Here is an 18,196-nt window from a genome sequence, read left to right on the forward strand (position 1 = left end):
GTAATGTAGGCAAGTTATGGAAACGCGCTCCTTTGCAGATTACTTACGTACCTTGGATGACGCTGCCCTAATATCCTTGTTTTCACATCGCCCAGATTTAATAACGCCGGTTCCACCTGATGTGGCATCTCTTGCAGTGCGCGCATCTTCTGCGCCCAGCCTGGCGCGCGCAATTGATGCGTTAAACGCCTGGCAATATCAAGTACTAGAAGCCTGCGCGATCGCTGCCGAACCATTTACCGAAAAAACCATTGCAGCGCTAACTGATAAAGCAGCGCTCTTTGTTATTCCAGGCCTGCTCGAACGCGGCCTTATCTATCAAGGTAAAGATGGTTTCTATCTTCCAACCACCGTTCGCGAAGTCCTTGGCAATGAAATACAAGGACTTGGCCCACAGACTGTCGTTAAGTTAAATCTAAAGAAGTTAGATGAAGCACCAGCTGCTGCACAGAAAGCTTTGGAAGCAATGGTCTGGGGTCCACCGCGCGGAACTGTTGCAGATGTAAAGAAGCCTGGCGCCGGCGTCGCTTGGTTACTTGAAAACAACTTTGTAGTTGCCGCTAATACCAAGACAGTTCTTTTAGTGCGCGAAGTAGCTCTTGCGCTTCGTGGTGGCAAGTTACATAAAGAGTTACAAGTCCAAGAACCTACTTTGAAAACTGAGAAACGCGATCTCAAGAGCGTGCAGTTAGCTGCGATCGCAAATATCACCACCTTCCTTAGATGGACAGAGGAGATTCTAAATTTCTGGGCGCAAGAGCCTGCCGATGCGCTGCGCTCTGGTGGCTTGGGAGTTCGCGATCTGAAAGTTCTCTCCACCCATCTTGGAGTCGATACCTCATGTGCCGCCTTTATCGCTGAGGTTTCATATTTGGCCGGACTCGTAACAATTGATGCCGATGATCGAATTCTTCCAACTACCCAATTTGATATCTGGTTGATGCAAACGCCATCTGCGAGATGGCAATCTCTTGTTTCACCTTGGCTAATAACTTCTCGCGTGAGCGGTCTAGTTGGTAAAGATGAAAGTAAGAACGTTGCTCCACTTGGCCCAGAGTTAGATCGCGTATCTGCTGCACCAATCCGTAAGTTAGTTCTGCGCTTACTTTCCGAAAACCCATCTGTAGCACCTGAGTTCAACTCATTTGCAGCCCTGGCCACTTGGCATATGCCGGCTAAGCGCAGCAACGGAATCCCAACTGATTATCTGCAGTGGGCGCTGCGCGAATCAGAATGGCTTGGAATTACTGGCCAAGGTGTAATTTCCAAATATGGCATCGAGTTCTTAGCAGGCGGTGAGTTAGAAAGCATTAACGAAGATCTACCTAAACCAGTTGATCACATACTTATTCAGAGCGATCACACCGCAATTGCCCCAGGACCTCTCGAACACGAAATCGCGCAAGAGCTTGCGATCTTGGCAGAGATTGAAAGTCGCGGTGGTGCGACTGTTTACCGATTCAGTGAAGCAACAATTCGCCGTGGTTTAGATCATGGCCGCAGTGGCGATGAAATTAAGGCCTTCTTAAAGAAGACTTCCAAGACTCCGATGCCACAGCCGCTTGAGTATTTGATTGCAGATGTTGCAAAGAAGCACGGCAAGTTGCGCGTTGGAAATACATCTGCGTTTATTCGATGTGAGGATGCTTCGCTAATCGCGCAGATCATGAACGATAAGCGTTTAGATCTCTTATCGCTGCGCCAGATCGCGCCAGAAGTTTTAATCTGCCAACACGATGCCGGTGATGCTATGAATATTCTGCGCAGCTTTGGTTACCTTCCAGCCGGTGAAGATTCGCAAGGCGCTTTGCTGAGCGGACCGCGAATTCAGCGCGCTAAAACAAAAGCACGCCCACCAAGAATTATCGGTGAGTTCGAGAGACCAGATGAGATTCAACTTGAAGGTGCACTACGTGCACTGCGCACTGGCGAAAAATCTAGCCACCGCCAAAGCACGATGCGAAATATTGCTTCCAATGCGCTGGGATCACTTCCTCGAACGACAGCCAATGAAACTTTAGATATTTTGGCTGATTATCTGCAGAACCAACCAGCTACATCTCTTTCAATCGGTTACGCCGATAACAATGGTCTGGTCTCGCATCGCATCATCGATCCGCTAAAACTCTCTGCTGGCTCACTTGTCGCGCGAGATCATGCGACCGGAGAAGTTCAAAGCTTCCGGATCGCTCGTATTACAGGTGTGGCAGCGATATGACGAGCGCCAATAGCGACCAATACGGCAGACTTAACCCTATGTTGGCAGCGATAGAAGCGTTGGTTCGTTGTGAATCACCGAGCGAAGATATTGAAGCTTGTCGCAACGTTGTTCGTTTAGCGAGCGATATTTCAACGCGCGTACTTGGAACACCTGCCCAGATAAAAGAGATCGAAGGCCGACCAGTTTTCTGGTGGGGATCAGATACTCCTGAAATTTTAATTTTGGCTCACCTCGATACCGTTTGGCCACATGGTTCTTATTCACCGCTCTGGGAAGTAAATGGCGATGTAGTTCGCGGCCCTGGCGTCTTTGATATGAAGGCGGGATTTGTTCAAGCCCTCTATGCGCTTAAGGGAATCTCTGAAGTTGGCGATCGCGTTGCACTTATTGCAACAACTGATGAAGAGACCGGAAGTTTTGCATCACGCAAATTAATTATGGATTTATCCGCCAAAGCGAAGGCGGTATTAGTTCTAGAAGCATCGCTTAACGGAAAAGTTAAGACCGGGCGTAAAGGCACCGCGATGTACAAGGTCAGCGCACATGGTCTGGCATCACATGCCGGCCTTGAACCAGAAAAGGGTGTCAACGCAACTGTTGAGATCGCGCATTTAATTCTGAAGTTATCTGCGTTAGAGGATTCAGCTCATGGAACAACTGTTGTCCCAACACTTCTTCGTTCTGGCAATAGCGCAAATACAGTTCCTGATTTAGCAGTGCTAGAAATTGATGCCCGATCTTTCTCAAAGGCCGAACTAGAGCGAATTGATAAGGCGATTAAAGCGCTGCCTTCTACGGTGTCTGGGGCGCGTATTGAAGTAACCGGTGGCTTAAATCGTCCGCCGCTACAACCTTCATCAACGAAAGAACTTTACGAGCGTGCAGAACGTGTCGCAAAAGAGATCGGCATGGCGCCTCTTGGTTGTGCCGAAGTCGGTGGCGCAAGCGATGGCAACTTTGCCGCGGCAGCTGGTGCGCAAGTACTAGATGGCTTAGGCGCAGTTGGCGGCGGAGCACATGCACCAAATGAATGGTTAAGTCTGAAATCGATCGAAGAACGAAGTGCGCTTCTGCATGCTCTAATAAAGGATCTCTTGAAATGAGCGAAGGCCCGCTAATTGTTCAGAGCGATAAGACGCTCCTGCTAGATATTGATCATCCGATGTCGACAGAATGTCGTCGCGCTATTGCGCCTTTTGCTGAACTCGAACGTTCGCCTGAACATATTCATACCTACCGTTTAACAAACCTTGGATTATGGAATGCGCGCGCTGCCGGCCACGATGCTGAGTTAGTTATCGATACTTTGATTAAGTATTCACGTTACGCAGTTCCGCATTCACTTCTTGTAGATGTTGCCGAAACTATGTCGCGTTACGGCCGTTTACGCCTTGAAGCCGACCCAGTACATGGCTTGATTCTTGTGACTACAGATGTCGGTGTACTTGAAGAAGTTATTCGTGCCAAGAAGATTGCACCGCTACTCGGTGTGCGAATCGATCCGGAAACTATTGCAGTTCATCCCAGCCAACGTGGTGCGATCAAACAATCACTACTGCGCTTAGGTTGGCCGGCAGAAGATTTCGCAGGTTATGTAGATGGCCAAGCACATGAAATCGCGCTAAAGCAGAGCGATTGGAAGATTCGTCCCTATCAAGAGTTAGCAGCAGAAGGTTTCTGGCACGGTGGTTCTGGCGTTGTTGTACTTCCTTGTGGCGCCGGAAAGACAATTGTCGGTGCTGCAGCAATGGCGCACGCCAAGGCAACAACTTTGATTTTGGTTACAAATACAGTTGCAGCGCGCCAATGGCGTGAAGAGTTGCTTCGTCGCACAACGCTTAATGAAGATGAGATCGGCGAATACTCAGGTGCTAAGAAAGAGATTCGCCCGGTCACAATTGCGACTTACCAAGTAATGACGAAGAAGAAGAACGGTGTTTACGCACACCTTGATCTCTTCGATACCCACGACTGGGGCTTAATCATTTACGACGAAGTTCACTTGCTTCCAGCGCCGATCTTTCGCTTTACCGCTGATATTCAATCGCGCCGCCGTTTAGGACTTACCGCAACGTTAGTGCGCGAAGATGGCATGGAGGGCGAAGTCTTTTCTCTCATTGGTCCCAAGCGCTTTGACGTTCCTTGGAAAGAGATTGAAGCGCAAGGGTATATCGCACCTGCTGAATGTATAGAGGTACGTGTAAATCTCACTGAAGCAGAGCGTCTCTTATACGCTACTGCCGAGCCTGAAGAGCGCTATCGCTACTGCGCAACTACCCGCACTAAACGTGATGTTGTTGAAGAACTTGTCGGTCTACATGCAGGAGAGCAGATTCTTGTGATCGGGCAATATATCGATCAGTTGGATGATCTCTCTGAAACGCTTGGCGTTCCGGTAATTAAAGGTGAGACACCAATCAAAGAGCGCGAAAAGCTCTTTGCAGCATTTCGTTCAGGTGAAATAACTTGTCTAGTTGTATCAAAAGTCGCCAATTTTTCAATTGATCTACCTGAGGCAACCATTGCGATTCAGGTATCTGGAGCATTTGGTTCTCGTCAGGAAGAAGCACAGCGCTTAGGGCGTATCTTGCGACCAAAGGCGGATGGACGAGGTGCAAAGTTTTACTCAGTTGTATCGCGAGACACTATCGATCAAGATTTCGCGCAAAACCGCCAACGCTTCCTTGCTGAACAAGGTTATTCATACCAAATTATTGACGCAGACGATGTGTATAAAGGCAAGATTTAAAACGCTCTACATCCACTCTGAAAAAATCATGATGCTCGCCATCGATATGAATCACCGGAACTTCGTGACCGTATAACTTTTCTAGTTCTGGACTTCCGTCAATCAGCTTTATCTCTAATTCAAAATTTAATTCTTCGGTAAGTCCCGCCAAAGTTACTTCAGCGTTCTCACATAAATGACAGCCGCTGCGTGAATAAACAGTTACTAGCGGTTTCACTTCTTCTTTTTCTTTGGTGATGTAAATGCTCGGTCAACCAACTCTTGAATAATTAAGGTGGCATCACCTTTAGCGCGATAAAGATTATCTTCTGCGTTCTTCAATAACGTCTCGGCAGTTGTCTTTGTGACAGTTCCTACTAATGGACCATACTTCTTTGAGAAAACCTTGTGAGCGATCTCGCCGATCGAATTTGCTAACTCGGCGCGAGCCTCATCCAAGGTTGGTTCTGGGCGCGCTGCAGAAGTATTGAAATCCAAGGTAATTGGTCGCTCAGATTTCATCCTTGAGATTACTTCTGTGAAATCTATGTCAACTATTTCTTCATTGGACTCAGGGGTCATGGCGACATTCTCGCATCCTGATAGCGTTAGGCGCTATGGCAAGGAAATTTATGCGAATTCCCACTCGCTCTGTTGCCATACTCACAGCAATCTCCTCACTTTTTCTGGGACTAGTTGCTCCGACATCAGCAGATGCTTTAGTTCTGGTTCGTCCTGCGACGCATTGGGGCAACGTTTATGCCGGTCCTGCAACAAACCTTCAGCAATCTCCAACTCCAAAAGTTGGAAAGCTAGAGAAGAAATCAAGAATTATTGTTAAGTACAACAACTTTCCAGAATGGACCAAGGTTCAGGTACAAGCCGCCGTTGATGTTTGGGCGGCAAACTTTGAATCCAGCGTTCCAATTTATATTGATGCGACTTGGGGAAGATCTTCCTCGTATAGCGTCTTAGGAAGTGCCCGACCTGGAAGTTACTTCTCAAATTTTAAAGGCGCTCCTGATTCCAGTCTCTGGTATCCATCGGCGCTAGCAAATGCACTTGCCGGTAAAGATTTAGATGGCGATAACCCCGAAATGATTATCACCGTTAACTCGTTAGCAAGTTGGTACCGTGGTACTGGATCTGGTCCAAGTAGAACTGAATACGATCTGCAATCTGTAATCCTGCATGAGATGGCACATGGATTGGGTTTTCTCTCAACCGATAGTTATGACGATTTCTTTGGTTACGGTTCCATTGATCAACCAACTCCATATGATGCATATGCGCAAACAGGAGACGGCCGCAGACTTTCCGATCTTCCTTCTCCTTCTCTTGAACTTGGTGAAGCGCTAACTTCGAAGTTAGTTTGGTCAGGACCACTTGGAGTTGCAGCAAATGGTGGCGTAAAGCCACTGCTATATACGCCTAAGAAATATGAAGATGGCTCTTCAGTTAGCCATTTAGATGAAGCAACATTTTCAAACGCAGGTAAAGATGCGGCGATGTCTCCCAATCTTGATGCCGGAGAAATTTTCCACGAGCCAGGGCCACTGCTACTTGCGATGATGCAAGATCTACGTAATAAGCCACCTGTGGGTATTGCCGTTGGCATTCCGCAGCAAGTTCGTAACGCTCAAGCACTCGTTTCAGATAGTTCAGCAATCATTCGCTTTGATCCACCTGCCAATGCTCGTGCTGCACAAATTACTAGCTACACCGTAAAGAACACTAAGACTGGTGCAGAGAAGAGTTTCACATCTGGCCCGGCTGTTATGACAGGGTTAAAGAACGGCACGCTGTATTCCTTTGAAATAACTGCATCTAATTCATTGGGAACTTCTGATCCAGTCACAACAAATTCCATAACTCCGCAAGAGCCTTGGAAGAAGACGGTGATTGATCCGAAGGTAGATGCACGTAATCTCACCAGCACTACCTTTAACGCCAATCCTGCGATTATTTATCAAGATGCGATAAATGGATCGCTTAAAGTTGCGCTCTGGAATGGCAAGCTGTGGAGCAAATTAACTGTTGACGGTCGTGGTGGATCTGCGGGCCGTACTCGCAACCCCATCGCAGGAGATGTCTCTGCCTGTGTAAGTGGATTTGGTAAGACCCAAGTACTTCATATCTTCTATTCGGATTCGGTAGATAAAGATCTACGTTATGCCACATACGATGGCAAGGGTTTCAAATATGAAATCATCGATGGCAACGGTCCAGCAGTAAATAGTTATGAAGATCCAATACGCGTGCGCACAGCTAGCGATGTCAGCGTTTCAAACGCCTGCTCAATTAGCTCAGCTGGTACCCAAGTCTTCTATCGCGATGAGTCTCAAGGAATTCTCTTGGGCGCCGTAAAAGCCAAATCTAGTACCGAATGGAAATATGAACTCGTTGATGGTGATCGTAAAACTGATGATCGAACAACTGGAGATGTGGCTTTCCATCTAGATGCGCTCTTTGATGGCAAGGAGACTGTTCTGCTCTATGACTCAATTCTCACAATTAACACTCGTAAGGAAGCAACCTCGGGTGCAATAAGAGTTGCTAAGCGAACTGGTCTAGCTGCGAGTAGTTGGCGCTACCAAACACTTGATATTTCAGGTGATGCCATATCAGTTGTGGGTTACGACGTAGCACTACATAAAGGCGCTCGTGGAATTATTGCTACCTGGCTTACCTCTTCAGTTCTCACTCTGCCGAAGGCAGAGCAGATTCGTTGGGCATATCTAGGCGCCCCAACTGTCTTCACCACACTGCCACCAACTAACTATGGAACTCCCTCTAAGTTTCTAAGTAGCGATGGAACGACAACGGCCTTCAACTGTCAGGAAAGACTCTGCGCAATTGATATCTCGAAGAAGACAATCTCGCTCGTTTCTAAAGAGCAGAGCTCAGATGGAATTGATTCAACTTGGATAGTCTTAAATAAAGTGCGTAATTTAATTGCCGGCGTTGGTAACCAACTTATTTCGCTGCGCCCACTCTAAATATTCCAGTTTCGGTTAATAGAAATAGTCCACCGCCAGCGGAGAAACCTGTTGATTTAACTTGACTCAATTCCGCAGCGGTAAAGGCGTTAATCAGTGAACCTTTACTATCAAACTGAAGAACAATACTTTGACCTTTTATTAACTTGGTTGGAGTTAAACCTTTAACTGCAGCGGTGGGTTCGAGAACAGCATAGAAGGAGTTATTGGGGCCATTTGATGCGAGCGTACTTCCAGTAGATGCGAAACGAGTTGTCCAGGTCGGTGCAAAAGAACTCGTGAATTTGGTAATTGCACTCTCACTCGTTGTTCCTGATCTAACTGAACCAGTCAGAAATAAAGTGCTAGTTGAATTAGTCCAACTGCGTTGTGCTCTCGGGGCAGAGCTTCGAACAACTGAAGAAATTGCTCCGGCTTTAGAGACTTTAATCAAGACTCCATCTTCGCGTCCTACCAATTTCTTACCAGCCAAAGTTTCAGTACTTGATCCAAATAAGTTAACAGTTCCATCACCGAGTCTGACTACAGAGTTCAACTTGGTCTTGGCTGTTCCGATCTTTAACTCTTTACCAAATTCACCTTTGAGGTTTGCTGAGATTAGAAATGGTCCAGATTCACGAGAACAGATAAGAGAAATGCCTGTTGCGCTAATTGATATCGCATCGACAATTGAAATCTCACTTTGGACGCTAGAAAAGGTTTCAATAACTTCACCAACCTTGCTTATCTTCCAGAGCGTTAACTGGCGCATATCTTGGCGAAGCGGAGTTACATTTTCTATCGCTACGTTATCTGGGTTTAGCGCGCTACCTGTTGCGGTAGCTGTATCTGCACTTGCCGCAGCGGCAGAATTGCCTGCCAGCCAGATATTTCCCTGGTTATCTGCAGCAATTGCTGTTGCAACCTCATCGCTGCCTGAATCAATGGTTTTTGACCAAAGGCTGGCGCCAGCAAAATCTCTCGCCTGAATCTCGATATTTGATGTGTTAGTCAATACGTTCTTAAGCGTGATTACTGACTCTGCAGTAACAGCGAAAAGTTCAACTTCAGCGCTCTCTGCCCATTTAACAGCGCTTTTTACCGTAACTAATTTTGGTGCTGCGCTGGCAGTTGTCGGAAATACCAACGCCGAAATTAGAGTTAGGACAAATAATTTACGCAAGTTCTTGTGAGCGATCACGTGCCGCCTTCATAGCTTTAGCAACGGTTGCCGAGATTTCAGAATCGTTAAAAGAATTGAGCGCTGCAAAAGTTGTTCCGTTAGGGCTAGTTACCTTTTCGCGAAGCGTAGTTGGGGAATCGCCAGATTGATCAAGTAGCTTTGCTGCTCCCACAATCGTCTGAATAGTTAATGTGGTTGCATCCTCTTTCGAGAGGCCGAGTGCAACCGCTCCATCGACCATCGCTTCTACAAATCTAAAGAAATATGCTGGGCCGGATCCGCTAGTTGCGGTTACGGCATCTTGTAGATCTTCATCTACTTCAATCACTTTTCCAACTGCACCCAAGAAGCCAAGGGTGAATGCTTTCTGTTCAGGCGATACCAGCGCACAGCAAGAGATAGCGGCCATGCCGGCGCCAACTAGCGTTGGTGTATTTGGCATTACGCGAATAACTGGGTTGGCAGAAGTTCCGATGATGTCGGCAATACCGCGGATCTGCTTACCGGCCACGAATGAGATAACTAGTACGCCCTTGCTGATCACAGGCGCGATTTCAGCCAATACCGTGGCCATATCTTGTGGCTTAACGACTAGAAGAATTAGATCGCTCTGCGCAACGTTCGTGGCTAAATCAGCGTTTGCCACTTTGTAACGAGAAATTAACTCAGCAGCGCGTTCTTCGCGCTTTTCAGAGATAGTGATATTTGTTGGCTTAACTCCGTAGGTAATCAAGGCAGAGATCAGTGCTTCGCCCATTACTCCGGCCCCAATAACTGCGACCTTGGAGTCGATTAGAGATTTCTCTGAATTAGCCATAGCGAAAGAGTACGCGTAGGCTCTGCGACTATGTCAGAAATTAAGCCAGGTTTCGCACGCGATTGGGTCGAATTCTCAGATCCCAACGATCCTGAGGAAATCTTTAAATGTGACTTAACGTGGCTGACTTCATATTGGACCTGTATTTATGGCGATGGTTGCAAAGGCGTATTTGAAAACCGTCCCAATGCAGGATGCTGCACAGAAGGTGCGATGTATTCCGATGAAGATGACGAAGAACGCGTTCGCAAAGCCGCCGCTGATCTAACTCCCGAGATGTGGCAGTTCTACGATCAAGCGCGCCCGAAGAAACCAAATGGGCAACTTCGTATCTCAGATTTAGATGAAGATAAAGAACGTAAGACTCGCACCATTGATGATGGATGTATCTTCTTAAACCGTAAAGGTTATGAAGCGCCTGGCTTTACCGGAAACTTCGGTTGCGTTCTGCATCATTTAGCTCAAAAAGAAAATCGCCACTTCGTTGATACCAAACCAGATGTTTGCTGGCAGTTGCCGTTGCGTCGTAGTTTTGAAACGCGCGAAGTAGGCGAACGCGAATATTCAATTACCGTAATTGGTGAATACGAAAGACTTGCATGGGGCGATGGCGGAGATGATTTCGATTGGTACTGCACAAGCAATACCGATGCACACGTCGGTAGCGAACCGGTTTACATCTCTAACCGCACCGAACTCCAAGCGCTAATGGGTGAAGCTGCATATGCAGTACTCGCCGAACATTGCGATAAGCGCGTTCAGGGAATTAACGATGCGAAAGCGCGCTCACTTCCACTCTTTGTAATCCAACACCCAGCATCTATCGCCGCTGGGAAGTAGTCAGCCCAACCCTCTAGAGTTTGGTCATGGCCAAGGTAGAGAAAGATCCATTCCGCTGTTCTGAATGCGGTTGGGGCTCCCAAAAATGGGTTGGTCGCTGCGGTGAATGTCAGGCTTGGGGCAGCGTTGAAGAACTTGCTGCACCGAAGAAACTCTCACTTGTTCCCGGCAAAGTTACACATGCAGCAACACCAATTGGTGATGTCGATCTTTCATCTGCGCGCGCACGTGCAACTGGCGTCTCTGAACTAGATCGCGTACTGGGTGGCGGACTTGTTCCAGGTGCTGCAATCTTGCTCGCCGGCGAACCCGGCGTTGGTAAATCAACACTTCTGCTTTCAGTTGCTGCACAAACTGCCGCTAAAGGAATTCCTGCGCTCTACATCAGCGGCGAAGAGTCTGCATCCCAAGTTCGCTTACGTGCCGAACGAATTAACGCAGTCGATCCCAAATTATTTTTAGCATCTGAAACCGATCTCGGAGCGGTTATCGCACATATTGATTCAGTTAAACCTGAGCTTTTAATTATCGATAGCGTGCAGACCATTGGTTCTGCAGCGGCAGATGGCTCACCTGGTGGTGTAACGCAAGTACGCGAAGTTGCCGGCGCACTTATCCGCATCTGTAAAGATCGTGACATCACGTTGTTGTTAGTTGGACATGTTACAAAAGATGGCTCAATTGCCGGTCCTCGTCTGCTCGAACATATCGTCGACGTTGTACTGCAATTCGAAGGCGAGCGTCACTCACGACTACGTTTAATTCGCGCAATTAAAAATCGTTTTGGAGCATCCGATGAAGTTGGTTGCTTCGACCTGAGTGACACCGGAATCGAGAGCGTTCTTGATCCAACTGGTTTATTTACTTCACGCCATGCCGAGCCAGTGCCAGGTACTTGCGTAACAGTTACCCTCGAAGGTCGCCGCCCGTTATTAGCCGAAATTCAAGCGCTGGTAAGCCAAGGTCGTGAAAATGATTTCGGAAATTCACGTCGCGTTACCAGCGGACTCGACTCTGCTCGCACCGCAATGACTTTGGCTGTTCTCGAACTTCGTGCGGCCGTACGTGTTGGTGGTCGCGATGTTTACGCTGCAACAGTTGGCGGAATGAAGATGTCTGAACCCGCTGCTGATTTAGCGCTTGCTCTTGCCGTTGCATCTGCCGCAAAGGCTTTAGCGCTACCCGCAGATTTGGTTGCAATCGGTGAAGTCGGTCTTGCTGGAGAAATACGTAAAGTCAGTGGTGTCTCTCGTCGCTTAGCCGAGGCATATCGTCTTGGATTTAAACGAGCTCTTGTTCCTGCAGGTAGCGATGTAAAGATTGATGGCATGGAGATCGTTGAAGTATCTCGCCTTGATCAAGCGTTGCAGCGCGTCAAAATAACTGGCGATTAATACTTCTTTAAAAGCGCGATAAAGTTGCAGGTATGAGCCATCTCGTAGCGCTAGCAGCAGCGCTTGGACCAGATGCCACACTGATCTCCGATCCAGATATAACCGCTTCTTATTCACGTGACCATGCACCATTTGCAGTAAGCGCTCCGCCTTTTGCCGTTTTACTCGCTAAGAACGCACAGGAAATTTCTAAAGCTTTAATTTTTGCCAACGAAAATAATATCCCGGTTGTTACTCGTGGCGCCGGAAGTGGTCTATCAGGAGGCGCAAACTCAGATGCGCAAAGCTTGGTTATCTCTCTTGAAAAGATGAATCGGATTCTTAGCCTTGATGCAGCAAATCAAATTGCACGTGTGCAAGCAGGTGTAATCAATATTGATCTAGATACTGCCGCTAAAGAACACGGTCTGGCCTATCTGCCTGATCCAGCAAGCCGCGAATGGTCAACTCTTGGCGGAAATGCTGCAACCAATGCCGGTGGCATGTGCTGCGTTAAGTACGGCGTCACCTCAGCCCATGTACGTGCACTGCAAGTTGTATTGGCAACAGGTGAAATCATTGAACTAGGTAGCGCAACTAAGAAATCTGTAACAACTTATGACTTGGTCCATCTATTCGTTGGCTCTGAAGGAACGCTCGGAATCATTACTGAGTTAACTCTTAACCTGGAAATTCGCCCGGCTCCCCCAGCAACGCTAATTGCAACTTTCCCCAGCGTTACTAACGCTGCAGCAGCTGCGGCTGCGCTACTTAAATATCGTCCCTCAATGCTCGAAATTGTTGATCAAACAACTTTGAAAGCTGTCCAAGCTTGGCACCCACTTGGCTTTGAAGTAGCCGGCAGTGTTCTGTTGATGCAGCTAGATGAAAACCATTCACTCTGCGAAGCAGCGCTAGAGACCTGTAAAGATTTTGATCTAATAGATGGCGTTTACTCAGATGACCCAGCCGATGCCGCGGATTTAATTCGCGTGCGAAAGTTGGCCTACCCCGCACTAGAACGCATGGGTGCAACGCTGCTCGATGATGTTGCGTTGCCGATTACCAAGATCGCTGAGTTTGTTGAAAAGGTTGAAGCGCTAAGTCGCGAGACCAATTTAGTTATCGGAATCTTTGGCCATGCCGGCGATGGAAATATGCACCCAACAATTGTTCACGATCACGGAGATACAGCAGCAGCTGATCGCGCTAAGCAAGCCTTTGCACGGATCGTTGAAATTGCTCAATCACTAGGCGGAACGGCAAGTGGCGAACACGGAATTGGTTCGATTAAGCAAGGCTTTGTGGCAAATGAAATTTCGCCAAAAGTTGCAGGGTTACAGCGCGAAGTTAAGAAAACCTTTGACCCTAACGGGATTTTAAATCCCGGTAAGAAGATTTAATTACTTAGTTGCTTCAGCGAGATCTTCTGGTGAGTCAGGCATTGTCGCCTTAGGCGCACCAGTGAATGTGAACTTCGCTTCAGCATCGACACCTTCAACATCTACAACGATGATCTCGCCGGCCTTTAGCTCGCCAAAAAGAATTCGCTCTGAGAGTGAATCTTCGATTTCGCGCTGAATAACGCGACGCAATGGACGCGCTCCAAGAAGTGGATCATAACCACGAGCGGCAAGGAGATCCTTCGCTGCTTGAGTAAGTTCGATACCCATATCTTTCGCCTTCAAGCGATCATCAAGGTTTGCAACCATTAGATCAACGATGTGAATAATCTGATCCTTCGTCAACTGGTGGAAGACGATTACATCATCGATACGGTTTAAGAACTCAGGGCGGAAGTGGTTCTTGAGTTCATCTTGAACCTTGCCCTTCATGCGATCGTAATTTGTTAGATCGTCATCGACGTTGGCAAAGCCAAGTCCGAGGCTCTTAGAGATATCGCGAGTACCAAGGTTGGTAGTCATGATGATTACAGTGTTCTTAAAGTCAACGGTGCGACCTTGTGAATCAGTTAGTCGACCATCTTCAAGTACTTGAAGCAGTGAGTTGAAGATATCTGGGTGAGCCTTTTCGATTTCATCGAAGAGAACTACTGAGAATGGGCGACGGCGAACCTTTTCAGTTAGCTGTCCACCTTCGTCGTAACCGACATATCCTGGAGGTGCACCAAATAGTCGTGAGGTTGTGTGGCGCTCTGAATATTCAGACATATCGAGTTGGATAAGTGCGGTCTCATCACCGAATAGGAATGAGGCAAGTGTGCGTGAAAGTTCTGTCTTACCAACACCTGATGGGCCGGCGAAGATAAATGAACCACCAGGGCGCTTTGGATCTTTCAAGCCAGCGCGAGTACGGCGGATTGCTTGTGACAACGCCTTGATCGCTTGATCTTGTCCGATAACGCGACGGTGAAGTTCATCTTCCATGCGAAGCAGACGTGCAGTCTCTTCTTCAGTTAACTTAAATACCGGGATACCAGTTGAGGCAGAGAGAACTTGTGCAATTAATTCTTCATCAACTTCGGTGACCTTATCTAGGTCAGTTGCCTTCCAATTCTTTTCAGCTTCTGCTTTCTCAGCGATAAGAGTCTTTTCCTTATCGCGAAGTGCGGCAGCGCCTTCAAAGTCTTGGCCATCGATTGCAGACTCTTTCGCCTTACGTGCTTCAGCGATCTTGTCATCGAATTCGCGGAGTTCAGCAGGTGCGGTCATGCGCTTGATGCGAAGACGTGAACCAGCTTCATCGATTAGATCGATCGCTTTATCTGGCAAGAAGCGATCTGAAATGTAGCGATCTGCCATATTTGCAGCAGCCGCTAGTGCGCCATCAGTAATTGATACGCGGTGGTGGGTTTCGTAACGATCGCGAAGTCCCTTAAGAATTTCAATTGTGTGAGCAACTGATGGCTCTTTAACTTGAATTGGTTGGAAGCGACGTTCTAGAGCAGCATCTTTCTCAACATGCTTGCGGTATTCATCGAGAGTTGTTGCACCAATTGTCTGGAGCTCACCGCGAGCAAGCATCGGCTTCAAGATGCTGGCAGCATCGATCGCACCTTCTGCAGCGCCTGCGCCTACAAGTGTGTGGATTTCATCGATAAACAAAATAATGTCGCCGCGAGTTTTGATCTCTTTCAAAACTTTCTTTAGGCGCTCTTCAAAGTCGCCGCGGTAGCGGCTACCGGCGACAAGTGCACCGAGATCGAGTGAGTAAAGCTGCTTATCTTTAAGTGTTTCTGGAACATCGTTCTTGTAAATTGCTTGTGCGAGACCTTCAACAACTGCAGTCTTTCCTACGCCTGGTTCGCCAATTAGCACTGGGTTATTTTTAGTACGACGTGAAAGAACCTGCATAACGCGTTCAATTTCGGTTTCGCGACCGATAACTGGATCAAGCTTTCCTTCGCGCGCTGCCTGTGTGAGGTTACGACCGAATTGATCGAGAACAAGTGAAGTAGATGGCGTGCCTTCTGCAGGACCGCCAGATGTTGCCGCCTCTTTTCCTTGGTAACCGGAAAGCAGTTGGATAACTTGCTGACGTACGCGATTTAAATCAGCGCCAAGTTTTACAAGAACTTGTGCAGCAACGCCTTCACCTTCGCGGATTAGGCCGAGCAAAATATGTTCTGTGCCGATGTAGTTGTGGCCGAGTTGCAACGCTTCGCGAAGTGAGAGCTCAAGAACTTTCTTGGCGCGAGGTGTAAATGGAATATGGCCGCTAGGTGCTTGCTGACCTTGGCCGATAATTTCTTCAACTTGTGCGCGAACGCCTTCAAGTGAGATGCCGAGCGCTTCGAGGCCCTTTGCAGCGACGCCTTCACCTTCGTGGATGAGGCCAAGGAGGATGTGTTCAGTGCCGATGTAGTTGTGATTGAGCATTCGTGCTTCTTCTTGAGCCAAGACAACAACGCGTCGGGCTCTATCGGTAAAGCGCTCAAACATGGGCAAGGCTCCTTCTATTGGTTACTGCGTCAAGCCTATAACCCAACGCAGGGAAGACGCGAGGTGGATGGCTGGTACCCCTTAGAACCCCAGATTTAGCGGGGATATTCCCTATTAGGCCTACTTGTGGGGCTAAAGAGTCAGGAGCATGCGGGTATTGCCAAGGGTATTTGGCTTTGCCGCTTCGAGATCCAAGAACTCAGCCACACCGGCATCGTAAGAACGAAGGAGCTCTTGATAAACATCTGGTGCAACTGGCGTTCCTTCAATTTCAATAAATCCGTGGCTGCCGAAGAACTCAGTTCTAAAAGTTAAACAGAAAATTCGTGCAACGCCAACTTCGCGGGCGCGTTCGATAATTCTTTCCAGGATTTGATGTCCAACGCCTTGGTTATGAAAACTTTTTTCAACGGCAACGGTACGAACTTCAGCTAGGTCATCCCAAAGTACGTGGAGTGCGCCACAACCAATAACTTTTCCATCTACTTCAGCAACGGTAAATTCCTGAACGCTTTCATACAAAGTAACTGTCTCTTTAGAAAGCATCTGTCCAGGTGCTGCATAAGAATCAACTAACTGGCGAATTGCTTTGACATCGCTAGTGCGCGCGGGGCGGATATTTACCATGAGAAAACTTTGCGTTATTCGATTTCTGGCTTAACGAGTGGGAAGAGAATTGTTTCGCGAATACCAAGACCAGTAAGTGCCATAAGCAAACGATCAACGCCCATTCCCATTCCACCCATTGGTGGCATTGCAAATTCCATCGCGCGCAAGAAATCTTCATCAACTTGCATCGCTTCTAAATCACCCTTGGCACCGAGCGTTGCTTGTTCTACTAAACGCTCGCGCTGGATAACTGGATCAATTAATTCAGAGTAACCGGTTGCTAGTTCGAAGCCATCAACGTAGAGATCCCACTTTTCAGCAACGCCTGGAATCTCGCGATGTGCGCGAACAAGTGGTGATGTATCAACTGGGAATCCCATGACAAATGTAGGCTCAATTAACTGATCTTTTGCCACGTGTTCGAAGATCTCTTCGGCTAATTTGCCAGTGATCCACTTCGGATCGATCTTCATACCGAGCTTGGTTGCAATCTTCTTTAGATCATCAATCGGGGTAAGCGCTGTAACGGTTTCTCCAACGCCTGTTGAAATAGCGTCATAGAGCGAAATCTCTTTCCACTTTCCGCCAAGGTCAGCCTGGCGACCATCATGATGAGTAACAGTGTGCGAACCGGCAACTGCCATCGCAGCGTTCTGTACTAGTGAACGAGTTAAATCTGCGATCGAACGCCAGTCACCATATGCCTGATAGCTCTCGATCATTGCAAACTCAGGAGAGTGTGAAGAATCAGCGCCTTCATTGCGGAAGTTACGGTTAATTTCAAATACGCGCTCGATGCCACCAACCACACAACGCTTCAAGAAAAGTTCTGGCGCAATACGCAGGAAGAGATCCATATCGTAAGCATTTGAGAAAGATTTGAAGGGACGAGCTGCTGCGCCACCGTGCATTACCTGCAACATCGGTGTTTCAACTTCAATGAAGTTCTCGTTATGGAAAGTCTCGCGCAGTGAACGCATTACCGCTGGACGCAGACGTGCATTAGAGCGCGCTTCTTCGCGAACAATGAGGTCTACATAACGCATGCGCACACGCGTTTCCTCAGACATTGGCTTGTGATCATTAGGAAGCGGACGAAGTGACTTTGCTGCAATTGCATATGAGTTTGCCAAGATTGAAAGTTCACCGCGCTTTGAAGTGATGATCTCGCCAGTAACGCTGACGATATCTCCAAGATCGATATCGCTCTTCCAGGAATCTAAAACTTCTTGACCGACTTTGTCTAGAGAAAGCATCGCTTGAAGTTCAGTGCCATCGCCTTCGCGCAGAGTTGCAAAACAGAGCTTGCCGGTATCGCGCTTAAAAATTACGCGACCCGTAAGGCTTTGAATATCTCCGGTGGCTTTATCTATTTCGAGATCTACGTACTTAGCGCGGATATCAGCCAGTGATGAGGTGCGAGCAACAGCAACTGGGTAAGGCTCAACGCCACGTTCGATTAAGCCAGCGCGCTTTTCGCGACGGATGCGCAGTTGTTCTGGCAGATCGTCTTCGATTGGCGCTTGTGGTTCGTTGCTCATAATG

Annotated in this window: 14 protein-coding genes; 7 read left to right on the forward strand and 7 right to left on the reverse strand. The window is 47.8% G+C overall.

Going from position 1 to position 18,196, the window contains the following annotated elements:
* The first annotated feature begins 16 nt into the window (after positions 1-16).
* From A1sIIB106_RS06185 to A1sIIB106_RS06195, 3 genes are read left to right on the forward strand one after another with little or no spacing between them, the layout of a single operon-like run.
* Positions 17-2,218, forward strand: a complete 2,202-nt coding sequence (locus A1sIIB106_RS06185) for a helicase-associated domain-containing protein (RefSeq protein WP_095677698.1) — start codon at positions 17-19, stop codon at positions 2,216-2,218.
* Positions 2,215-3,324: a M20/M25/M40 family metallo-hydrolase gene (locus A1sIIB106_RS06190; RefSeq protein WP_223299486.1), complete on the forward strand. Its 1,110-nt coding sequence runs from the start codon at positions 2,215-2,217 to the stop codon at positions 3,322-3,324. The genes A1sIIB106_RS06185 and A1sIIB106_RS06190 overlap by 4 nt, the downstream gene beginning before the upstream one ends.
* A complete protein-coding gene (locus A1sIIB106_RS06195) occupies positions 3,321-4,970 on the forward strand; it encodes a DNA repair helicase XPB (protein WP_095677699.1) in 1,650 nt (549 codons plus the stop codon). Before A1sIIB106_RS06190 ends, A1sIIB106_RS06195 begins: the two co-directional genes overlap by 4 nt.
* On the opposite strand, the gene A1sIIB106_RS06200 is transcribed toward A1sIIB106_RS06195, so the two are convergent.
* On the reverse strand, positions 4,933-5,187 hold the full coding sequence (locus A1sIIB106_RS06200; RefSeq protein ID WP_095677700.1) for a glutaredoxin family protein: 255 nt from the start codon (positions 5,185-5,187) through the stop codon (positions 4,933-4,935). The two genes, A1sIIB106_RS06195 and A1sIIB106_RS06200, sit on opposite strands and share 38 nt — an antisense overlap.
* The gene (locus A1sIIB106_RS06205) at positions 5,184-5,531 is read right to left on the reverse strand and encodes a hypothetical protein (protein ID WP_095677701.1); all 348 of its coding nucleotides are present in this window, start codon (positions 5,529-5,531) and stop codon (positions 5,184-5,186) included. The genes A1sIIB106_RS06200 and A1sIIB106_RS06205 overlap by 4 nt, the downstream gene beginning before the upstream one ends.
* Before the next feature lie 35 nt (positions 5,532-5,566).
* Here A1sIIB106_RS06205 and A1sIIB106_RS06210 point away from each other — a divergent pair, with 35 nt between their 5' ends.
* Positions 5,567-7,948: a fibronectin type III domain-containing protein gene (locus A1sIIB106_RS06210; protein WP_223299487.1), complete on the forward strand. Its 2,382-nt coding sequence runs from the start codon at positions 5,567-5,569 to the stop codon at positions 7,946-7,948.
* Here the strand turns inward: A1sIIB106_RS06210 and A1sIIB106_RS06215 are convergent.
* Complete coding sequence (locus tag A1sIIB106_RS06215; protein WP_095677703.1) at positions 7,926-9,128, reverse strand: hypothetical protein; 1,203 nt, start codon at positions 9,126-9,128, stop codon at positions 7,926-7,928. The two genes, A1sIIB106_RS06210 and A1sIIB106_RS06215, sit on opposite strands and share 23 nt — an antisense overlap.
* Positions 9,103-9,927: a pyrroline-5-carboxylate reductase gene (gene proC, locus A1sIIB106_RS06220; protein WP_095677704.1), complete on the reverse strand. Its 825-nt coding sequence runs from the start codon at positions 9,925-9,927 to the stop codon at positions 9,103-9,105. Before proC ends, A1sIIB106_RS06215 begins: the two co-directional genes overlap by 26 nt.
* A gap of 30 nt (positions 9,928-9,957) precedes the next feature.
* On the opposite strand from proC, the gene A1sIIB106_RS06225 reads away from it, so the two are divergent.
* The 3 genes from A1sIIB106_RS06225 to A1sIIB106_RS06235 are packed head-to-tail and all read left to right on the forward strand — an operon-like array spanning position 9,958 to position 13,543.
* The gene (locus A1sIIB106_RS06225) at positions 9,958-10,767 is read left to right on the forward strand and encodes a DUF3109 family protein (RefSeq protein WP_095671616.1); all 810 of its coding nucleotides are present in this window, start codon (positions 9,958-9,960) and stop codon (positions 10,765-10,767) included.
* Between the two features lie 26 nt (positions 10,768-10,793).
* Positions 10,794-12,161, forward strand: a complete 1,368-nt coding sequence (gene radA / locus A1sIIB106_RS06230) for a DNA repair protein RadA (RefSeq protein ID WP_095671617.1) — start codon at positions 10,794-10,796, stop codon at positions 12,159-12,161.
* Positions 12,162-12,193: 32 nt separating this feature from the next.
* Positions 12,194-13,543, forward strand: coding sequence for an FAD-binding oxidoreductase (locus tag A1sIIB106_RS06235; protein ID WP_095677705.1), 1,350 nt, complete (start codon positions 12,194-12,196; stop codon positions 13,541-13,543).
* On the opposite strand, the gene A1sIIB106_RS06240 is transcribed toward A1sIIB106_RS06235, so the two are convergent.
* The 3 genes from A1sIIB106_RS06240 to lysS form a co-directional block, all read right to left on the reverse strand.
* A complete protein-coding gene (locus A1sIIB106_RS06240) occupies positions 13,544-16,042 on the reverse strand; it encodes an ATP-dependent Clp protease ATP-binding subunit (protein ID WP_095677706.1) in 2,499 nt (832 codons plus the stop codon).
* A gap of 132 nt (positions 16,043-16,174) precedes the next feature.
* Positions 16,175-16,669: an amino-acid N-acetyltransferase gene (locus A1sIIB106_RS06245; protein ID WP_095677707.1), complete on the reverse strand. Its 495-nt coding sequence runs from the start codon at positions 16,667-16,669 to the stop codon at positions 16,175-16,177.
* A 14-nt stretch (positions 16,670-16,683) separates the two neighbouring features.
* Positions 16,684-18,192 carry a lysine--tRNA ligase gene (lysS, locus tag A1sIIB106_RS06250; RefSeq protein ID WP_095677708.1) on the reverse strand — a complete coding sequence of 503 codons (1,509 nt, stop codon included), beginning with the start codon at positions 18,190-18,192 and terminating at the stop codon, positions 16,684-16,686.
* Between the last annotated feature and the right edge of the window lie 4 nt (positions 18,193-18,196).

Source organism: Candidatus Planktophila lacus (genome assembly GCF_002288325.1).
GTDB lineage: Bacteria > Actinomycetota > Actinomycetes > Nanopelagicales > Nanopelagicaceae > Planktophila > Planktophila lacus.